The following is a 19,366-nucleotide window of genomic DNA, read 5'->3' as shown; positions in this document are numbered from 1 at the left end:
AATATTCTCCTGCATATATAATTCTTCTTGCATCAATTGTCAGGCAGTAACGGCAGACACATACGTTCTCAACGCAAAATATGATATCAAACGAGATAAAACACGCTGCGCGAGTTTATCTCGCTATCGCGACGCTCGCGTAATAAAGAGGCTCGGACAGCGCAAGTACTTGCTGTCCGAGCCTCTGGCTTCTTTCTGTTATCTCTGTATTTTTTATTCTTTTTGCCGGAAACGGAACAGTTCAACAGCAAAAGCATTGATACTGAAAGGGCCGGGTCTCTATTACAAATCGAAGTACCTCTCCGCATTCCGGAAGCAAATACCTTCTACAATGGACAAAAGGGCCTTTTCATCATTTGGAAACTCGCCGTTTTCCACCCAGCCGCCGATCAGATCGCAGAGGATGCGTCGAAAGTACTCGTGCCGGGCGTAGCTGAGGAAGCTGCGCGAGTCAGTCAGCATACCGATGAATCCCGCAAGATAGCCGTCTGCGGCGAGAGTCGTAAGCTGATTGATCATGCCCTGCTTATGGTCGTTGAACCACCAGGCGCTTCCGTTCTGGACCTTGCTGACACCCCCGCTTGTCTGAAAGGCGCCCATTACAGTCACAAGGGCGGCATTGTCGTTGGGATTGAGAGAATACAGGATCGTTCTGGGCAGTTCCCCTGTATCGTCCAGTGCACCAAGAAAGGCCGCGAGTTCCTTGATAGACGGCGCATCGCCGATCGAATCGATGCCTGCGTCAGGGCCGAGGACACGAAACACCCGATTTAAGAAAACGGTCTATGCTCGCCTCATCTACCAGAAGTCGCGGCAGACCGAAGATGTCCCAGGGCGGATCATCCATATGAACGGCCATTTGCATCGACATGGAATCTCCTCCTTATTTTTGAAGACACACGTATTCGATACCACTTTATATTTCACCGGACAGTCTCGTTTCCTTGTATGCTCTTAACGCCATACAGGCCGCAGCCAAACCGGGCAATCCGTTGCTTATACAGTTTGTAGAATGATTTATCGAATGGACGTTTACTTTCTATAAGACCCCAGGAAGGCGAGGCTCTCCTTTGGCGTGCGCGTCTGTGTGGTGCGGTCGACGGCGATCAGTCCGAAGGTCATGGAAAATCCCTTCTGCCACTCGAAATTATCCAGCAGGCTCCAGTACATATAGCCCTTGAGGGGGATGCCGTCTTTGACGCAGCTCTCAACACCCGCAAGCGCCCGACGGATAAATTCCACCCGGCGCGAATCGTCCGAGACAGCAACCCCGTTCTCCGTGACGATCAGATCCCCTTTAAAGTCCTCGGCAACACGACGGATCACATGCTCCAGAGCCTCGGGATAGAACTCGTAGTCCATCTGGGTCAGTTCTGCTCCCTCGGGGCAGGGCAGCTGTCCGGCGGGACCGTACTGCGTGCGGGTATAATTCTGCACGCCGAGAAAGTCGTCGTCTGCGATAAACGGCAGGTAGTGCCTGAACTCCTCGTCCCAGGCAGCCTCGGCATAGCTCTCCCCTCCCGGCATCGCCTGCAGATCATGCAGGGAGAGCGTAATGCCCACCCTGATGTCGGGGTACAGAGCCTTAATAGCTTCCTTCGCCGCCTGATGCGCGCGAAAGACCAGTGCGTCGCCCTCGGGCGTGCGGGAGCTTACAAAGATCTGAGGCTGTGGCGTTCCGAAAGCCTGGTTGTTCTCGATGGCGGCGAATTTCATGTTCTCCATCATTTTCTTAAAGTTCATGCCTACTTGTACGGTACCTTCAGCTTTCTTCGCGCCAGAGTCCGCGCTCTTCGCCGCTTGCTCGGCCATCAGGCGGAAGCGCCTGGAGATCGCCGCTAACTGCAGGCCCATGTTAGCCTCGTTGATCGTACAGATGTAGTTCAGCTCCGCGCCGAGCTTTTCGGTAACGTAAGCGGCGTATCGGCGGAAGTACCCGATAGTGCTCTCCGCTTCCCAGCCGCCCTTGCGGATCAGCCATGCAGGGGAGGTGAAGTGCATCAGCGTCACAATGGGTTCTATGCCGTTCGCCCGACAGCAGCGGATCACGTCACGGTAGTGCTCAATCTCCCGCTCATCGAACTGCCCTTCCTCGGGCTCAATGCGTGCCCACTCAACAGAGAAGCGGTAGGCATTCAGCCCGGCTGCTGCCATCAGCTTTATATCTTCTTCATAACGGTGGTAATGGTCACAGGCTTCGCCGCTGGGCTCGATGAAGCTGCTGTGCGGCAGATGCTCCTGAATCCAATAGTCGCTGTTTCTGTTGTTGCCCTCAACCTGATGGGCAGCGGTCGCTGCGCCGATCAGAAATCCCTTCGTAAATGCCATTTTCTTCCCCCCCCCTTACAGTTTCACACACTTGCCCCTAGTGATACCGTTTTCGTTAAAAGCATCCACACGAACATAGTATTCACGGCCCTTGATCAGCGCACCGACACGCTGCGAGCCGGCCTTGAAAATCATATAGCTGTGATATAACTTCTCCGGCGAGGAACCGAAGAGGATGTTGTATCCCAAAGTGTCCATCTGTTCCCTGATCTGTACCACCATGTCCAGATCGCCCGTTCGCGCAGCAGAAAAGACCGGCTCGGCTGGCTTTTCGCCATCCCCCAGGCCAAAGACACGAAGACCGGAGACGCACGGCGCCTGCTCAAAGGGCACAGCCATATCGCTCAGGCGTAGATACCGGACATCAATACCTTCCTCGCGTATGATCAGATCATGGGGAAGATCGGTTTCGGTGTCGGACTTGTCCTCGATGACAAACCATTTTTCCCCATCAACGCTCCCCTCCAGCTTCCACTGCGTAATGCGCTCCGCTTCATCGATGTAGCGCGCCTGCGAGCCGGGACGGATCTCTCCCGGACAGGGAGTGTCGATCCTGTCATCAGCAAAGTTTACCTGCACGGCGTGCACCTTGAATTGCTTCCCGAGATCGACGCACAGCCACTCGTTGCGGCTGTTGCCTGCTGCCCGCCACCAGGTCTGCACGTTCTCTTCCGTTGCCATCGAAGGTTCGTGGCCAGGGACAAAGGAAGAAGCGGTCGCTGCCTTTCCCACACTCAGCAGCATCCAGGCCGGATCGCGCCAGGGATCGCCTTCAAGCGCCATCGGCCAGTCGCCGTAACGCTGGTTGCAGAAGAGTTCGCCATCATTATCAAACCCCGCGGGCCATAGACCCACGCGGCGCTCAAAGTCATGGTTCACCGAGATTCGCATCGTCGCCGTATGCCAGAAACCTCCATTTTTATCCCTCATCGTCGAGCCATGACCCGCACCAGGAAGGAAGCCGCCCGGCTTGTAGGAATAGGGGTTGTTTTCAGACAGCCGGAAGGGGCCAAGCGGGCTTTCTCCCACATAGACGCCGTCGGAATAGGTATTGTACTGCGTTCCGGGGGCGGCGTATTGCAGATAGTACTTCCCGCAATGTTTGTCCATCCACGCTCCTTCAATATAGGGTTTGTTGGAAAACATGCCGCGGATAAGTGGCCGAAGGTTTTCAGGGACCATGCTCTCCGTCATGTTCCTGGACTTGAGATATGCCTGATATCTTGCCTCGACCTCTTCCGCGGAGGCTGGCAGTGTGCTGTTGTCCTCACCGACGCGCTCGTAGCCGATCTCAAAGGGATGGCCTTCTACGACAGCAACCGCTTCGTTCCTCGGAAGCATAGTCTCTGGATCGAGCTCCACGCCGTAAATTGGCGTCTCGTTGGAACACCCCCAGTAGAAATATACACGCCCGTCGTCATCCAGAAAGAGATTCGGATCCCAGAATGGGAAAGAACCTTCCATGCGCTCATAGGGGCCGTTCAGAACATCTTTCGTGCGCCAGCGGTCACAGCTGTGCTCGCGTGCAGAGGCACAGAAGTACACATAATCTCCGATTACGCGTACATCCGGAGCGTAATCATAGAAAGGCAGCCCCTCCGGCAGACGATAGCTCTCCCAGTGTGCCAGATCGTCCGACACCCAGACACCCAGTGTCATGGACGCGAAGATGTAGTAACGACCCTTGAAAAGAATCATTGAGGGATCGGCTGCCTCACGGCAGATCTGCAGTTCTCCGCCCTTGCGCGGATCGGCATTAAACTGATAACGGTAGCTAACATTGATAGGGTTACAGATATACTTCATAATGGTATTCTCCCTTGGTAACTTCGTGTGTTACCCCGTTCGGCAGCTCGACCCTGGCCGGGGCGGGCACTGAAATATCAAAGACCAATCTTCCGTTTTTATAGCACCAGGCGCTTTTGACCGTGCCGTACAGCGTACGCCGCTCAGCCCTGGCAAACCCAAGGGTGGGATGTGGATGTGGATGGATCGTGAGCTTCCCGGCTTTGAACTGAATACCGCAGACACCATCGAGCAGCCATCCGGCAATTGCTCCGTAGGAGTAGTGATTGAGGGAATCGTGCACCGTGCCGTCCCTGCGCACTCCGTCCCAGGTCTCCCAGGTCGTGGTCGCGCCCTTCTTCACCGCGTAGAGCCAGCCGGGGCAATCTTCCTGCAGCAGAAGCTTATAGGCAGTGTCCGTATAGCCGCAGTCCGCGAGTACGCGGCAGAGATCAGGAGTAGAGAGAAAACCGGTATTCAGGTGATAGCCGTTCTGAACAACCAGATCATTCAGCGCTTCCGCAGCAGCCTTTGCTTCCCCGCTATCCAGCAGCCCGAAAGCAATGGGGCGCACGTATTCGCACTGGCGGTCAGATTTGATCACGCAGTTCTTTGTGCATGTATAGCGATATGCCTTCTTTGCGCCCTCCGCGATTTCATTGAATTTATCCGCTTCCTCCTGTTTGCCGAGAATCGCGGCAATCTTGGACATCAGCGTGGCAGACTTGAAATAATAGGCCGTGGCAACCTCCGGCGCGCCGAACATCATGTTCTTTTTCATTGCGTCCATGTTGTCCACATCCGGCTGGCACCACTCCCCGAAGTGGAACCCCTCATCCACCAGATATTTTTTATACGGGTTCCGGAGATTCTGTGGCCGTGTTTTAGCGGCGCGTTTTTCGCAGAAAATCATCCAGCGGCGCATCATGTCGTAGTTTTCCTCAAGAATCGACCTGTCTCCCGTAGCCTCATAAATCGCCCAGGGCACCAGCACACAGGCATCGCCCCAGCCGGCGGAACCCTGCAGCATGTTTGAGATCATCGATCCTGAGTTGTTCACCGGAGCAATATTCTGTACCAGTCCATCCTCGCGCTGCGCCAGCCGGCACTCGCCAAGCCATTTGCGCAGAACCGGTGCGCAGTCCATCAACATCAGACCCGTCGGTGCGAAGACGCCTGCGTCGCCTGTCCATCCCGCGCGCTCACGGGTGGGACAATCGGTGGGGATGTCACAGAAATTCGAGCGCATGGACCACAGGCAGTTTTCAAAGAGGCGGTTCACCTCAGCGTTACCGCAGTTGAAAAACGCAGTCTGCGACATGTCGGAGTAAACAGCGATTGAGGTGAACCGCGCATCCGTCAGGTCAATATCGGCTTCTATCTTTGCGTAACGGAAACCGAAGATCGTGAAGCGCGGTTTATAGATGTTCAGCCCGTCTTTGCAGATGTATTCCAGCTTTTGCGGGATGCCCCCGTTCTTGTTACGCGCGCCCGGGTCAAAATTGGACTGGGTGAAGTTGCCGTTTTCGTCCAGGGTCTCGCCGTGCCAAATCACGATTCGCTGTCCCTCCTTGGCCCTTACACGAATCTCCGTATAGCCAGCAAGGTTTTGGCCAAAGTCGATCACCGTCTCACCGTTCGGCGTACGGATCAGCTTTCCCTCGAAGCGCTCATGCTCACAGACCGGTACGAAGGCCTCGCCACAGAGATGGTCAAAGCCGAAGTCCCGCACGGTAACAGCATGCCAGCCGGCAATCTCCTCCATGCGTGCATCGTATGTCTCACCCTGCTGGAGATCATTTTCGCGTATCGGTCCGCTCTGACTGGCCTCCCAGCTTTCATCGCTGCAAAGAGCAGCCTTGCCGTCGAGCTCGATCTGGCAGAGCAAGGCGAGATCCTCGCCGTAGAAATTCCGCAGCCCGTCAATGCCTACGCAGCCGCGGTACCAGCCGTCGCCGAGGGTGACAATCAGCTCATTCTCGCCTTTACGGAGCAGATCAGAAACATCGTAGGCCTGTACACACAATCGTTTATGGTAGTCACCCGTGCCGGGTGCCAGCACGAAGCTGCCGACGCGCGTGCCGTTAAGAACCGCCTCATACAAACCGTGACAAGTGATATACAGCACGGCGTTTCCCGTATTATCCATTGTGAAACGGCGGCGCAGAACAGAGGCGGGCTGCCGCTGTTCCTTGTCATGTGGCACCTCGGGATCGATCCATTTGGCCTCCCATCGTGCGGGCAGGCGGTTCTGCAAAAGCATACTCATATTATTTCCTTTCATTCAGCCAGCTGGCGCTGACTTCCAGACTTTTGATCGGGTCTTTATTCACCCAGTTTCTATGGCTCTCCAGAATGACACTCTCCACGCCGTTTTCCTGTGCAATCGCGAGCAGACCATCGAGATCCATGTTCCCGGTGCCAAGCTCCATGCTGTCAGCTTTTAGAATCGGCGTGATAGACGGGCCCGACTGACGGCTGCCGCGATCGGTGACATGCCAGAGCTTCATCCTGCTGCCGAGTCGTTTCATCCAGCTCTTCGCATCTGCCCCGCCATCGGTGAACCAGTAACTGTCGAACTCGAAACTGACAAAGCATGGATCAGTCTCGTCAATCAGTACGTCGTAAGCACGTTTTCCTCTTCCGAGCAGCAGCAGTTCGACGTTGTGGTTGTGGTACAGGAGCTCGACGCTCTCTTTTTTCAGCACTTCTCCCACTCTGTTAAGCCGCCCGGCCAACTCGCGCAAAGCCTTTTCGTCGCTATAGTCGAAACGGTACATGCCAGTGATTACGACCTTATCCGTGCCGAAACTCTTTGCTTCTGCAGCGACAGCAGAAGCATCACGCTCCAGGCTGCCGAGATCCGTATGAAGGCTGGAAACGCCAAGATTGCTTTCCGCTAGCAGAGCGTGCCAGTCGAGTTTTCCGCCCTTTCCGGTGGGCATGCCGGCCGCTTTCGTCAGCATGCGCACCAGCATCCCGGTCGGATGAATCATAAAGGAATTGAGCTCAAGACCGTCATATCCGGCTGCCTTGATTTTTTCCAGTGTCTCACGAGCCTGTGCTTCATTCGAAGTCACCGTACCCAGCATGATCTGTTGAACATAAGTCTTCATTTTTTGATTCCCTGCAATATCCTGTTGAGTTGCCTGATGGATTTCTCATCCGCACCGCTCTGTTTGAGAAGGCTCATCATGGTCATGCGCCCCATCATGCGCTGTAGTGCGGGATTGTCCTTCACAGCGTCGGCCACGTCGCCACGTTCGGAGGCTCCCTTAGCTATCATAGCATTCACGATCGCCCCGGCCTCCGGATGCTGCCGGATCTCGCCGAGCGTGTCGTTGATAGAAAAGCAGTTCGGGTCGATTTCGCCCGCATCGAACCAGTTGGTGACGCTGGCCGCAGCCTTGTTGAAGATGTAGCTTTCATCCGGCACGTCAACGCGGCGGATCACCGTTACGTCGCTGCAGCCGTCGCCCTCGGCGCGGATCATCTGATCGCCCAGCAGCGGGATGCGGAAGCGAAAGATCGTCTTGCCCTTCTGCGTGCCGATCAGCATGTCGTCCACATAAAGCTTCACTTCATCACAGTTAGAGTAGACCTTGATCTCGGTCTCGGCTTCGGCGCGGTTTTTATAACGCTTACCCGTTATGTGAACGAAGGGCTGCTCTTTGTTCCAGGCTGCCTTGTAGAGATAAAAAGCGTCCTTTCGCAGTTGACGATCAAAGGTCACAAGCCCCTTCTGATTCTCGCCATGCTTGCCGCCCTCGTCGCGGCCGTCTGCCGCAAAATCAAAGAGGTTCCACACGTATGTTGCCCAGAGATAAGGCCTCGCCTCGATCATGGCGAGCATGTGCTCGTGATAGAGTGCCTGATACTCTTCGGTGTAATCTCCCTTTTGGGGATTAGAAGAATGATAGGCGGGGTTGGCGTCCGCACCGTACTCCGAGAATCCGATGACACGTTCCGGATACTTCGCGTGGTACTCGTCAAAGAACTCATCGGTCTGTTCCAGCTCCCCCAGATACCAGCCGAAATACAGATTGTAGCTGTTGATATCGGGAATCTCGAGAATGGGACTATCGATCTCCAGCATAAAAACATTGGCCATCGTGGTCAGGCGCGTGGGATCCATGCGATGGCAAAGAGCGTTGAGCGCACGGTGGTTCTCCAGCAGATCCTCGTTCACGGCGCTCGCCGCGGTGATCTCATTGGAAAGGCCCCAGACCGCAATGCAGGGGTGGTTGTAGCACTGGGTAATCAGCTCGCGCATCTGATCGAGCGTGTTCTGCCGCCCGTTTTGCATGTGCATCGTGATATACGGGATCTCCGCCCAGACCACGATACCGTTTTCATCGCAGAGATCATAGAACTCCTGCGCATGCTGGTAATGGGCAAGCCGCAGCGAGTTTGCGCCAAGTTCGCGGATGATGGCCATATCGGCAGCATGATCCTCATAAGAGAGGGCGTTGCCCTTGCCCTTGAGGTCCTGATGACGACTCACGCCGCGCAGCGGGTAACTGCGGCCGTTGAGGAAGAAGCCCTTCTCTGAGTCGAAGGTAAAGACACGGCACCCGAAACGTGTGGAAACCTCATCTCCTGAAGGCAGCTTTGCCGTCGCAGTATAGAGATAGGGATCATTCAATCCATCCCAAAGATGAACGTTTTCGATGACAAACTCAGCGCAGTGCTCTACAGTCCGGGTCTCGCCGTTGACGGTGATATCGACCGACTTGCCATTATGCCAGGTTTCCACCGTAACCGTGGCGCTTTTACTTTCAAGATCCACCACTGGTGTGACCTTGATGCCGGGGGTTCCGTCCTTTAATAATTCAAAATGTTCCTCCGGAACGGAAATCAGATTTACCGACCGGTACAAACCGCCGTAGAAGGTGAAATCTGCCTTCTGGGGGTAGACCGTCGAATTTTCCTCATTGCTTACAGAGATTTCCAGCAGATTCTTCTTTTGCTTTTGCAGCTTCCCGCTCAGTTCCACGCGGAATGTGGAGTAACCTCCTTCATGATGAGTCAGCCGTTCGCCATTGAGCCAGACCTCGCAGGTGTTGGCAGCGCCATTGATTTCCAGAAACAGGCGCTCACCTGCTGTCTCCTCCTCTGTAAGCTCGCGCATATACCAGCAGGTACCGCGATAATAATCATTGCCTCCATCCTGTCCGTCAACAGCGTTCCAGGTGTGCGGCAGTGTGACGTTCTCGATCATGGCATCCCGGCTCTTCCCGAAACGCCAACCGTCTGTCAAGGTGGTAATTTTACGCATTTTTCAAATCTCCCTTATGAAGTTCTTTGTCGAATAGTTCTTCCTGCGCTGCTGATTTCTTCGCGTTGATGCGTTTCTGTACTTCAACCATCTCGGCGCGGCCAAGCTTGCACTTGCGCATGGCCAGCAGCGTGCAGATGAAGCCCAGGACTGCAAGACCGTAGCGCAGGAACATTGTCATCCAAAAGATACTGTCCGTCTGCGGATCAGTAGGCTGGGGCATGGTGGAGGTATAGCCGATCAGGGCAACACAGCCTGTGGCGATAGCAGCGGATAAAGAAGACACGATCTTGTCCACCAGACTGTAAGTGCCGGTCACAACGGCAGGGATGTATTTGCCATTGCGGTCCAGCTCAAAGTCGATAATATCGGCTATAAAGCCGGTGTTGGCGGTGGTGACGCACATGGCAAAACCGTTAACGGTAAAGGTCAGAACAACGAAGATTGTCTTAAAAAGCTGAGATGAGGAGATCGCTGTTGTGCCGACAGTATATTTCGTGATAATGAAAAACACAATCATGGCGACGTTAGCAAAGAGGCTGTAGCGGGTCCAGGCGATGATGGATTCCTTGTTGCCGTGCCTACCGGCGTAATGCGCACCGACAATGGCGAAAATGATGGAGGGGAACATACCGATCATGCTCAGCATAGTCGCCAGGCCCATATTGCCGATCAGAATGCCGTTGAGCATCGTGCTGACGATGGAGGCGGAAGCAGCCTGCTGGGCAATCTTATCGGAAGAGGCGGATATGATGTAACTCTGCAGCGGCTTATTGTGGCAAAGCACGTCGACCATGTCCTTCAGCTTGAGGCGCTCTGTCTTGCCGATGCCCCTGAAGTTTTCGGGCCTGTCGTACTCAGAAACACCGATACTGACAAGAACGACACCGATAAAGGAGATGGCAATGCACATCCAGCAGACCACGTTCAGGAAATCCTGATTGAAGCCGCCGCCCATTGCCGGCATGATTTTGGTGTAAACAATGATGTTCAGAGCCATCGGTGTGATGTAATTGAGGGCAGTCTGCCAAACACCAACGGTCGGGCGCTGCTTCGGATCATTGGTCATCAGGGCAGGGATGGTCTGAGCGGTAATGTTCACAATGGTGTAGCCAACTACATAAATCATATAGCATGCCAGGAACACGGGGATGCCGTGTCCTTTGCTGGAGAACACATTGAAAAGGCACAGGAGCCCGGTACACTCGATCACCCAGCCGATGAACAGCAGCGGACGAACTTTGCCGAAGGGTGTGTTGAAGCGGTCATACACAAAGGCAAGCAACGGATCGGTAATCGCATCAAAAATGCGGGTAAAGGTCAGCAGACCGCCGACTACCACTGTTGCGATGCCGTACCCGATGCTGGCCGAGTAGCTGGCAAGGCCAATCAGGAAATACACGGCCATGCCGTTAAAGGCGTTGAATGCGACAAGAATAATCTGCCAGAGTTTGGCACGGCGATATTCAACACCGTCGATCTGACTTTGCGTGAGTTTTTCTTCTTCCATTGTATTATCTCCTGTTTTTTTGTTGATTTTTGGGGATTTCTTCGTCTGCAATGGCATCATACCAAACAGTACGGACGGCCGTAAAGCCAATAATCCTGCAAAAATTACAAAAATTCAGGATGATTATTGTTCGTGTGGGATAATTGTGATACAGTGAAAAAAAAGGCCAGCGGAACGGGGGTGCATAAGACTTATGGATCATGACATGACGCGGGGAGAAGAGAATCTTCTTCTGCTTGAATCTATTATTTCCAGCAACGAAAAGCTGTATGTGTGGTGCTACAACGAGAATTGTGACCTGATCGCTTCCACCTGTCCCGCAGAAAACTCGGAGCTTCTTGCAAAGGCTTTTTCCATTCTCGGAGCAAATGAGAAGTTACAAAAGATTACAAAAAATACTGATCATAGTGTTCCCTTTCTGATCGGCTCGTCGATCGGGATGCAATGGGCTGTCACCTTTGAGGATGAGCGAAAGCAAAGCCTGATCTTCGTGATCGGCCCCGTGTTCTACACGGAGCCTTCCGAGCAGCAGCTGCGCACATCTCTTCGACCGTTTATTGACACACACGAAAATGCCCGCTGGAGCAGAAATCTGATCGCCGCGCTTCCGCGGATGCCGGTGATGCCCTACGCCATTTTCTCACGCTATGTAATGCTTGTGCACAACACCCTGACAGGTAGACAGCTCGGCCCTGAGGTACTGGGTTCCATAAGTTCCTCTCCCGAGGACAAAATTGTGCCCGTCGACACGCGAAATCGGGAAAAAATATGGCTGTCCGAACGCGCCATGCTGCAGATGGTACGCAACGGCGATATCAATTACCATACCATTATTCAGCGCAGCATTGACCTCAGCCCTGGCGTACCCATTAAAAGTGCTGATCCGCTGAGACAGTCAAAGACCAGTGTTGTCGTCTTTACAACCCTGGTCAGCCGCGCGGCCATGGAAGCCGGCTTGTCGCCTGAAATTGCTTACGCAGTAGGTGACTCTTATCTCCAGGCTGTGGAGGACAGCAAGGATTCCGGCGAGCTTTCCGCACTGGCAGACGCCATGTATCATGACTTTATCTACCGAGTCCATTATCTGCGCACAAATCCGGGCTATTCCCACGAAATTCAGAAATGCTGCGACTACATCGAACTTAGCCTTGACCGGAAAATCCGCGTCTCCGAAATGGCCTCGCTCGTGGGTTATACGGAATACTATCTGACGGAGAAATTCAAGAAAGAAACCGGTATTTCAGTCAGCCAGTATATCCGCCTCGCCAAGGTGAAACGCGCCAAGGTACTGCTGGAATCCACCGACATGAGCGTTCGTGAAATCTCGGAGTGCCTTGCTTTCAACACGGTCAACTATTTTATCCAGAGCTTCCGTGACACCGCAGGCTGCACGCCCGCTCAGTATCGTAAGAAACACAAAACACCGCAGTGATTGCTATCAGATTTGCAGTTTATTTCAACCTCTGTTAAGGTGCGGATCAATTCTCCGGACGGAGGTGATTGCTATCAGATTTGCAGTTTATTTCAATCTGCCGGCGCATACAGCTATGAGCAGGCAGACCACGATCTTCTATCTTTATCAGCTGACGATAATGATCATGTGTCCAGCTCAAATCAGGGCGCATTGCGTCCTGATTTGGGAAAACCAGGAAATTCATCCAGCTTTCTCTGTCTGTATTTCTTTGTAGAGATCAGAGATCACATCACTGAGCCTATGCTTTTTCAGGCTTTCTTCAAAATCTTTCTGAACATCCTGCAATTTGCCATACAGCGAGGCGTGGATATTTCTGCCGACCGGGCACAGAGGATTCGTATTGTCATGGAAGTGGAAGAGATCTTCCTTGTTCTTCTCCACAGCTTCATACACATCATAAAACGTAATCTGATCCAGCGGCCTTGTAATCGCAATGCCTCCCGGCCCTCTCTTGATTTCAATCAGCCCGGCATTTTTGAGATCCGACATAAGATTACGGATGATCACCGGGTTGCTCCCGATGCTTGACGCAAGAAAATCGCTGGTCACCTTTTCCTCTTTGCCAAAATATTCCACCGCCGCCAGGATGTGAATCGCTATCGTAAATTTCGTTGATATCTGCATAAAATTTCCCCCTCTATCATACCTCTCGTTGATATCTGCACAAAGCCTCTCCCTCTATCGTACCTCTTGTCGACCTCTGCACAAAGCCTCTCCCTCTATCGTACCTCTCGTTGACCTCTGCACAAAACCTCTCCCTTTATCGTATATTACATCACTTTTGATTTTGCCCCATCCGGGCATTTGTACCCGATGGATATAAAATCTCCCGGTAAATTTCACGGTCGCTCTCCTTAAACACATTAAAAATGACACGATGCACGGAGGACTCCGGATGTGCATCAAGCCAGCCTCTTACCGTACTCACGGCAATTTCTGCCGCCTTGTCCTGCGGAAAATGGAATACACCGGTGGATATGCAACAAAACGCAACAGATTCCAGCTGATGACCGGAGGCTGTGGAAAGAACCGACCGATAGCAGGAGGCCAGCAGTTCCTTATCCTTCCCGGTAAGCCAACCGGACACAATCGGTCCAACCGTATGAATCACATAGCGCGCGGGAAGATTATAGCCCGGCGTGATCTTTGCCTCGCCAGTAGGCTCCTCATGCCCCTGCGCTTTCATAATCTGATAACACTTTTCCCGCAGTTCCACACCTGCCATGGTGTGAATCATGTTGTCTATGCAGCCATGTAGCGGAGAGAAGCACCCGAGCATCTGGGAATTGGCAGCATTCACAATCGCATCGGCCTTAAGCGTCGTGATATCCCCCTGCCATAGAAAAAGACGATGATCCAGCCCGGCCGGCGGCAGGTCCGCTGCCTCAGTGATTCCCTTTTCCACGGTGATGCCTTTTAAAACTTCCGACTGCACCGTATAAAAATCATCCGGTAATGTATGTCCGGTATCCCCCGACGGCATACGGACATTGCAGAGTGCCCGATAGAGATCAAATGCCTGCTTCGGGTCATCTGGAAGAGCATATCCCGCATACTCCGGCATTTCTGTTTCCAGACACTTAATCAGAAAATGAAGTTTTTCCATCTGTTCCTTATCATTCATATATTTTCCTCCTGTAACCGGGAATCTGACCTCGTCAGACCAACAAATTAAGTCTGTATGTCTCTGATCCTCTGACGCCATAGAAGCATACTCTCGGATCCTCTTATGTCATAGAATCCTACTCTCTAACCCTCTTATGCCAGAGAATCCTACTCTCTGACCCTCTTATGCCACAGAATCAAACAAGCAAACAATAATAAGTCTTCAGACTCCAAGTCTATTCAGAACTTCTCCGATTCCCTTATCAATGCAGACACTCCTCTTCACGATCTCCCGGCTGCAGCCAGCTTCGCCCAGGTTTACGCACGCATAGAAGGCATTCGGATTCTTCTTTGTGTATTCCCAGAATGGAAATTTTATGATGACGGGCGTGTTCATGCCGACCCCGAGTTCCAGATACAGAACGCGAAGCCGTTCGTGCCGGCGCAGGAATTCCTGATACCGCTCCGCTGCCTGATGCCAGCCCTCATCCTCCACAAAGCTGTCGTCGCAGCGAAGATTCGTAGTCATCAACTTTCCATCATCCGGACACACCGGAACAAGATCAGACGGCACCGTCATTCTGATCTTCGTGTCCTTCGGGACAATCAGTTCTCCATTCTTTTCGATCTGATATCCTTCCGAAAGAATCATCCTGCGGATGACCTCGTAGTTATCGTAGGTCCTTTTCTTCGCCTCTTTGCCAGGGGAACTGCTCTGGAACAAGCCATAATCACCCTGCGTATAGAAAAGCCGCTTCTTATCGAAACCGCTCCTCTGAAAGCAATGATCCACATTGGTCGTCAGAACAAAATAATCTTTATCCTTTACCAGTGCAAGCAGCCGCCCGTAGAGATCTGACGGGATCGGTGCGTACCGGTTGATCCAGATATTCCTGCACCAGTATCCCCAGAATTCTTCCATCGTCTGATACGGATAGAAACCTCCGGAATACATATCCCGAAACCCATATTTTCTCTCAAAATCCGCAAAATATTTCTCGAATCGCTCTCCCGAGTAGGTATATCCTGCCGCGGTCGAAAGACCGCTCCCTGCTCCGATTACAACCGCATCCGCGTTTGCAAGCTGTTCCTGCAGCACAGAAATTTTTTGATCAAAGCTCATTTTCGAATCATCTGTCATGATCCTATCTGGATTAAAAAAATACATCAGGTGCTCCTCCTATAATTAAAATAAGGAAAACTTTTTTCCGCCGTCTCAGCCTGCGACTTCTCCGCATGCCGCGCCGCAGTACTCGCAGTCCTTCAACTTCCCTTCCGGAAGGAAGCACATCCTGCGCTGTTTCTCGACCAGCTTCTTCACAAAATCTGTTGCCGGTTTCTCGAGCAATTCCTTCGGCATCTTATTCTCCTCTGTGCACGATTGCCTGAACCGGGCAGTTCTCGAAGCAGAGTCCGCAGTGCAGGCAGTTCTCCTGATGGATCAGGAATGGTGTTCCCTTCGTAATGCACTGCTGCGGACAGCCGCGCATACACTTTCCGCAGCCGATACAGGCGTCGGTGATCAGGAAACCCTTTTCACGCGGTGCATGACAAATCTTTGCCTCTTTCTCTGTATCCTGCAGCGCCTCGTCCGAAGCTTCCTCCCAGCCAAACACAAAGCTTTCGCGATAAATCGGGCTTTTTCCTAGATCAAAGAATTCCAGTTCTCCTTTGCTTATACAGAACGGTTCCAGAATATAGCGGCTTTCTCCCGGATACACGCCGTTCATCACCGGATTTTCCTCGAAAATACGGTCAATCCACTGTCTCTGATCCGCAAGTTTTTCTGCCTTACCCGACAGCCGGACCATTTGAAAATCCTTGTTGAGGCCGGTGACAGCAACGTCCGGGTGTTTCAGGAGCTGACGGTAAAAATCTTTTCCGCGCCCTGTGCAGAAATACAGCTTATCCTGCTCTACGATCATCACGTCGATGATCCGGACCTCCGGTTTTCCCTCATCATTCACCGTGGCAAAGGCCACATCCTTGATTCCCCGCAGAATATTAAGACAGCTTTGAGCATCCATATACTTTCCTCCTCGTATACCTTACATCGCTATGATCTGTTAAAATTTTCCGCCTGCAATTTACATTCTTTAGTTGTAATATATATTATTACATTAATTCTGTCAAGCTTTTTATCTGGATGTGAACTTCCAGTCTTTTTACAACTCGAACAGCCCCAACAGCACTTGCTTAAGCATGGAGAGATCAGCTGATTTACTCAAAAGGTAATTCTTCTGATGTCTCCTTTTTCTGATTTATATACTTATTGTATTCCTGCAGCAATCCGCGTTCTTCGAGAAACTGCTCTGTCCACAGCTGAAGCTGCTCATATTTTCGGATTTCTTCCCAAAGCTGGGGCTTCGTTTTCTTCTCATTCATCTTCAGTTCCACCCTGTATAAATTGCAGGATCTCTGTATAACTGTGAGGGCTGTTAGCTATCGCTTTCATAAGCTCCTCAGTTTGGATCGCTTTCTTCTTTTCCAAAAGCTTGTCAAGCTCTGCAGTCAGACGGTCATACTGCTCCCGGTTCCTGCTGATTGCCTGTTCCGTTTTCTCTATCTTTTCGTCCAGTGTTTCCATCCCGGATCTTCTTGTTCGTGCCATCACACTTCTCCCTTCAAAATCTTATCGATCCCCCTGGCTGTTTCTTTTACATCCGCAGGATTCATTCCAAACGCATCAAGGATCTCTTTCTGTGTTTTTGTTATTGCATGGTCCAACCGGTATGCATGGTCTGCCTGCCTGCAGATCTCGATCTTCTCCAGCTCCCGCACAGCAGCCGGGACCGTAAGATAGTTCGGCTTTTTCACCATGCTTCTTGCCTTATCACGAAGCTTTGTGTACATCCTGCACCGGATAATCAGAGCAATAAATCCAATAAAGATCTTGTTCGCTGCAGCTTCGTCCGACGCTACACGAAGGCTGCTGTTGCCCAGATATGACTTGTCCGCCCGGAAGAGCTTCTCTGAACTGTCTCTGCTCTTATACAGTGTGATGGCATCTTTGTGGTCCATTTTTTCTGAAGTAATGATGACGAAGTATCCGCAGAGATTCAATGCATCACGGATGGCCGGAAGATTCGGTTCAGCATAAACAAAGTGGTGATTCTCTTTGTTGTAATGCATATGAAAGTACTTATGAAATGCAGGCCCGAATTCCCGGTCTGTGTCCCTGTACTGCTCCAGATACTTCTGCATCTCAAGCAGTTTTGTCTCGAAATCGTATCTTTCACCGGCAGCTTTCCCCGCGTTGTAATAAAGATGCACATATCTTTTCTTTGTATCGGAAGAATAGATGAATGTATGAATTGTTTTTCCATATACACCAAACTCAGGGACCTGGGAACCCCATTCACTTTCAAAAGTTCCTTTGTTCTTCAGAACCAGGTCTCTGACCAGGTCCTTCAATCCTTTCACCATAATAACAAACGAAAAACCATTCTGGTCCATGAAATTCAGGTTTTCTTTGCTGAAATATCCCCGGTCAAGAATAAAACCAATGTTTCTGTATCCGTAGCTCTTCACTTTGGCAATCATGTACTGAAGCTGCGAAACATCATTGATACTTCCGGGATATTTCTCATACAGGAGAGGAAGCTCATTACTGGTATCAAACCCTACTGCATAGTTGAAGATCGGCGCTCCTGTATCCACCTTGGCGGCACCAAACTCGACCATGCTGATATCTCCGGCCTCACAGTTCTTGTTGGTTGAATCATAAGATATGTAGATCCGCTCATCCTTATCAGATTTCTTATTCCATAATTCCAGGAAGTTCTGGCGCTGTTCTTCATTGAGTTCACGGAAAAAATCAGAGACCCTGGAATCACTGTACTGCTTCATTTCCTGCGTAAATGCTCATGTACGGTAAAGTATCACAAGAAAATTATGTCGAATTGACAGCCGCCTCCGCTATACCGAATAAGGAAATAAAGAGTCCTCAAATTTTGCGCTACTAAATGAAGACGAGCGGAAGTAATCTCCCGCTCGTCAGTAAACTTAACTATGCCATATCAATCCCGCTTCTTTCCCGCCACCGGCACTAAGAACAGCGCGGGCAACAGCAGGAAAGCGGTACAGACCAGCCCCCAGGGTATGGACACCTGCTGGGCTACCAGCCCCACAATAGGCCCGCCGATGATCTGCCCGAAAGAGTCCAGCTGTCCGCTGGTGGAAAAGACTGTGGCGCGCATTTTCTCATCCACATGGTCGTTCATCCAGGCGGCCAGCACAGGCTCCTTGATGGTGCGCATAAGCCCCGCCAGCAGGAACACCAACAACATGAACCAAAAGCTCCGCCCCACCGCGAAGAGAACCAGGCACAGGATATACCCGGCGCTGGTGGACATGACCACACTGGTTCGGCTGACAGTCCCTTTTTTCTCCATGCGGGCGATGAGCAACTGAGAAGCCAGAATACCTAAGCCGCTGCCGATAAGACTGATAACACCGAACCAAGTGACGCTGTTCAGCGGCCCGATAACGGGTATTACCGTGTCATCCAGAAAATGAGCGGTGGAGAGCCGGTCAAAGCCTTCACTGGCAAGTCCCCCGCATAGTGTGATTGCTAAGAGCGCCCGCAACACAGGTGCGCCTTTCACAAAGCCCAGGTTGAGCTTGAACAGGCAGACAAAGTCTTTAAGCAAGCCCTGCCGTTCCTCAATAGCAGGGGAGAAGTTGGTTTCTGGCATGATGCGAACCAACACCAGCCCCAACAACAAGCACAAACTGCCCCCCAAGATGACAGGCATTTGCAGGTTTATGTTTCCCAGCAGTGTGCCCAGCACCACGCCCAGAACGCCGCCGATTTGCCCCATTTGACTGCCCCGCAGGAACACCTTGTCTATGGGTTTGTCCTCTTCCTCCGAGGCAATCCACGCCTCCAGAGCGCCGGTGATGAAGGTATCACCGCAACCCCAGACAACCTGGGCCAGCAGAACCGGCGCGAACCACGGTAGCGCACCCTCCATCAGAAAGCCCAGGCCGTAGAGGAACATTCCAATCAGCACCGAGCGCCGACGGCTATACAAATCCGACACCACACCGGTGGGTATCTCGAACAGAAAGCAGGAGGTCTCCAGAACCGTCCCTACCAGGACAAGCTGGAAAGCATCCAGCTGCACCACCTCCAGGAGGTACACGTTGGAAAGCACTGTGGACATAGAAACCGCCAGGGAAAAGACAAATCGGAACAGCAGGTAGACAGAATATGCCTTTGAATTTTTAGCAAACATGAAGTTACATTCTCCTTTACGAATCAGTGGGTTGTTTGAATTTATTTTAAGCTATCACGTTTTACCTTCTTAAGCCTTACTATCATTACCATAGGAATTTCTTTGTTGGTTTTAAAACATTCTTCATAAAATCCATCAATGACAAA

The 19,366-nt window shown here is 51.8% G+C and carries 16 protein-coding genes and 3 pseudogenes; 1 reads left to right on the top strand and 18 read right to left on the bottom strand.

Annotated elements, in window-relative coordinates; all coding sequences use genetic code 11:
- Positions 1-282: 282 nt before the first annotated feature.
- The 8 genes and pseudogenes from ACTQ3A_RS08890 to ACTQ3A_RS08855 form a co-directional block, all read right to left on the bottom strand.
- A pseudogene (locus ACTQ3A_RS08890) lies at positions 283-768 on the bottom strand (glucuronate isomerase); the annotation flags it as partial.
- Between the two features lies 1 nt (position 769).
- Positions 770-859: pseudogene (locus ACTQ3A_RS08885) on the bottom strand (mannonate dehydratase); the annotation flags it as partial.
- Positions 860-1,032: 173 nt separating this feature from the next.
- On the bottom strand, positions 1,033-2,328 hold the full coding sequence (locus ACTQ3A_RS08880) for a glycoside hydrolase family 1 protein (protein ID WP_441494639.1): 1,296 nt from the start codon (positions 2,326-2,328) through the stop codon (positions 1,033-1,035).
- Positions 2,329-2,343: 15 nt separating this feature from the next.
- Complete coding sequence (locus ACTQ3A_RS08875) at positions 2,344-4,134, bottom strand: family 43 glycosylhydrolase (protein WP_441494638.1); 1,791 nt, start codon at positions 4,132-4,134, stop codon at positions 2,344-2,346.
- Positions 4,118-6,382, bottom strand: a complete 2,265-nt coding sequence (locus ACTQ3A_RS08870) for a family 78 glycoside hydrolase catalytic domain (protein ID WP_441099396.1) — start codon at positions 6,380-6,382, stop codon at positions 4,118-4,120. Before ACTQ3A_RS08870 ends, ACTQ3A_RS08875 begins: the two co-directional genes overlap by 17 nt.
- Position 6,383: 1 nt before the next feature.
- On the bottom strand, positions 6,384-7,229 hold the full coding sequence (locus ACTQ3A_RS08865; protein WP_441099395.1) for a sugar phosphate isomerase/epimerase family protein: 846 nt from the start codon (positions 7,227-7,229) through the stop codon (positions 6,384-6,386).
- On the bottom strand, positions 7,226-9,373 hold the full coding sequence (locus tag ACTQ3A_RS08860) for a glycoside hydrolase family 2 TIM barrel-domain containing protein (protein ID WP_441495296.1): 2,148 nt from the start codon (positions 9,371-9,373) through the stop codon (positions 7,226-7,228). The genes ACTQ3A_RS08865 and ACTQ3A_RS08860 overlap by 4 nt, the downstream gene beginning before the upstream one ends.
- A 10-nt stretch (positions 9,374-9,383) precedes the next feature.
- Positions 9,384-10,901: an MFS transporter gene (locus ACTQ3A_RS08855; RefSeq protein WP_441099393.1), complete on the bottom strand. Its 1,518-nt coding sequence runs from the start codon at positions 10,899-10,901 to the stop codon at positions 9,384-9,386.
- 193 nt (positions 10,902-11,094) lie between these two features.
- On the opposite strand from ACTQ3A_RS08855, the gene ACTQ3A_RS08850 reads away from it, so the two are divergent.
- A complete protein-coding gene (locus ACTQ3A_RS08850; protein WP_441099392.1) occupies positions 11,095-12,333 on the top strand; it encodes a helix-turn-helix transcriptional regulator in 1,239 nt (412 codons plus the stop codon).
- A gap of 222 nt (positions 12,334-12,555) precedes the next feature.
- Here the strand turns inward: ACTQ3A_RS08850 and ACTQ3A_RS08845 are convergent, their stop codons facing one another.
- From ACTQ3A_RS08845 to ACTQ3A_RS08800, 10 genes and pseudogenes are all read right to left on the bottom strand, one after another.
- Positions 12,556-12,999: an Rrf2 family transcriptional regulator gene (locus ACTQ3A_RS08845; protein WP_441099391.1), complete on the bottom strand. Its 444-nt coding sequence runs from the start codon at positions 12,997-12,999 to the stop codon at positions 12,556-12,558.
- A 151-nt stretch (positions 13,000-13,150) separates the two neighbouring features.
- Positions 13,151-13,999 carry a protein-ADP-ribose hydrolase gene (locus ACTQ3A_RS08840; protein ID WP_441099390.1) on the bottom strand — a complete coding sequence of 283 codons (849 nt, stop codon included), beginning with the start codon at positions 13,997-13,999 and terminating at the stop codon, positions 13,151-13,153.
- Between the two features lie 204 nt (positions 14,000-14,203).
- Complete coding sequence (locus ACTQ3A_RS08835; protein ID WP_441099389.1) at positions 14,204-15,148, bottom strand: SIR2 family NAD-dependent protein deacylase; 945 nt, start codon at positions 15,146-15,148, stop codon at positions 14,204-14,206.
- Positions 15,149-15,196: 48 nt separating this feature from the next.
- Entirely contained in the window at positions 15,197-15,340 is a 144-nt protein-coding gene (locus ACTQ3A_RS08830) for a hypothetical protein (RefSeq protein WP_441099388.1), read from the bottom strand.
- Between the two features lies 1 nt (position 15,341).
- Positions 15,342-16,007 (bottom strand): 4Fe-4S binding protein, encoded by a 666-nt coding sequence (locus ACTQ3A_RS08825; RefSeq protein ID WP_441099387.1) that lies wholly within the window; start codon positions 16,005-16,007, stop codon positions 15,342-15,344.
- A gap of 193 nt (positions 16,008-16,200) precedes the next feature.
- Positions 16,201-16,365 (bottom strand): hypothetical protein, encoded by a 165-nt coding sequence (locus ACTQ3A_RS08820; RefSeq protein WP_279200722.1) that lies wholly within the window; start codon positions 16,363-16,365, stop codon positions 16,201-16,203.
- Entirely contained in the window at positions 16,358-16,591 is a 234-nt protein-coding gene (locus tag ACTQ3A_RS08815) for a hypothetical protein (protein WP_279200720.1), read from the bottom strand. Before ACTQ3A_RS08815 ends, ACTQ3A_RS08820 begins: the two co-directional genes overlap by 8 nt.
- The gene (locus tag ACTQ3A_RS08810; RefSeq protein WP_441099385.1) at positions 16,591-17,829 is read right to left on the bottom strand and encodes an IS1634 family transposase; all 1,239 of its coding nucleotides are present in this window, start codon (positions 17,827-17,829) and stop codon (positions 16,591-16,593) included. The genes ACTQ3A_RS08815 and ACTQ3A_RS08810 overlap by 1 nt, the downstream gene beginning before the upstream one ends.
- 170 nt (positions 17,830-17,999) lie before the next feature.
- On the bottom strand, positions 18,000-19,220 hold the full coding sequence (tet(40), locus tag ACTQ3A_RS08805; RefSeq protein WP_441099384.1) for a tetracycline efflux MFS transporter Tet(40): 1,221 nt from the start codon (positions 19,218-19,220) through the stop codon (positions 18,000-18,002).
- A gap of 41 nt (positions 19,221-19,261) precedes the next feature.
- A pseudogene (locus ACTQ3A_RS08800) lies at positions 19,262-19,366 on the bottom strand (class I SAM-dependent methyltransferase); the annotation flags it as partial.

This window comes from Bilifractor sp. LCP21S3_F8, assembly GCF_052117805.1.
In the GTDB taxonomy this organism is placed as follows: domain Bacteria; phylum Bacillota; class Clostridia; order Lachnospirales; family Lachnospiraceae; genus Bilifractor.
Note: the sequence above shows the minus strand (reverse complement) of the source record. Positions and strands in the feature narration are given on the sequence as shown.

Bases quoted from the DNA above. Each gene is read 5' to 3' on its own strand.
- ACTQ3A_RS08870 (WP_441099396.1), bottom strand. From the start codon at position 6,382: ATGAGTATGCTTTTGCAGAACCGCCTGCCCGCACGATGGGAGGCCAAA.
- ACTQ3A_RS08830 (WP_441099388.1), bottom strand. From the start codon at position 15,340: ATGCCGAAGGAATTGCTCGAGAAACCGGCAACAGATTTTGTGAAGAAG.
- ACTQ3A_RS08825 (WP_441099387.1), bottom strand. From the start codon at position 16,007: ATGGATGCTCAAAGCTGTCTTAATATTCTGCGGGGAATCAAGGATGTG.
- ACTQ3A_RS08835 (WP_441099389.1), bottom strand. From the start codon at position 15,148: ATGTATTTTTTTAATCCAGATAGGATCATGACAGATGATTCGAAAATG.
- ACTQ3A_RS08865 (WP_441099395.1), bottom strand. From the start codon at position 7,229: ATGAAGACTTATGTTCAACAGATCATGCTGGGTACGGTGACTTCGAAT.
- ACTQ3A_RS08875 (WP_441494638.1), bottom strand. From the start codon at position 4,134: ATGAAGTATATCTGTAACCCTATCAATGTTAGCTACCGTTATCAGTTT.
- ACTQ3A_RS08840 (WP_441099390.1), bottom strand. From the start codon at position 13,999: ATGAATGATAAGGAACAGATGGAAAAACTTCATTTTCTGATTAAGTGT.
- ACTQ3A_RS08815 (WP_279200720.1), bottom strand. From the start codon at position 16,591: ATGGCACGAACAAGAAGATCCGGGATGGAAACACTGGACGAAAAGATA.
- ACTQ3A_RS08850 (WP_441099392.1), top strand. From the start codon at position 11,095: ATGGATCATGACATGACGCGGGGAGAAGAGAATCTTCTTCTGCTTGAA.
- ACTQ3A_RS08845 (WP_441099391.1), bottom strand. From the start codon at position 12,999: ATGCAGATATCAACGAAATTTACGATAGCGATTCACATCCTGGCGGCG.
- ACTQ3A_RS08855 (WP_441099393.1), bottom strand. From the start codon at position 10,901: ATGGAAGAAGAAAAACTCACGCAAAGTCAGATCGACGGTGTTGAATAT.
- ACTQ3A_RS08820 (WP_279200722.1), bottom strand. From the start codon at position 16,365: ATGAATGAGAAGAAAACGAAGCCCCAGCTTTGGGAAGAAATCCGAAAA.
- ACTQ3A_RS08810 (WP_441099385.1), bottom strand. From the start codon at position 17,829: ATGAAGCAGTACAGTGATTCCAGGGTCTCTGATTTTTTCCGTGAACTC.
- ACTQ3A_RS08880 (WP_441494639.1), bottom strand. From the start codon at position 2,328: ATGGCATTTACGAAGGGATTTCTGATCGGCGCAGCGACCGCTGCCCAT.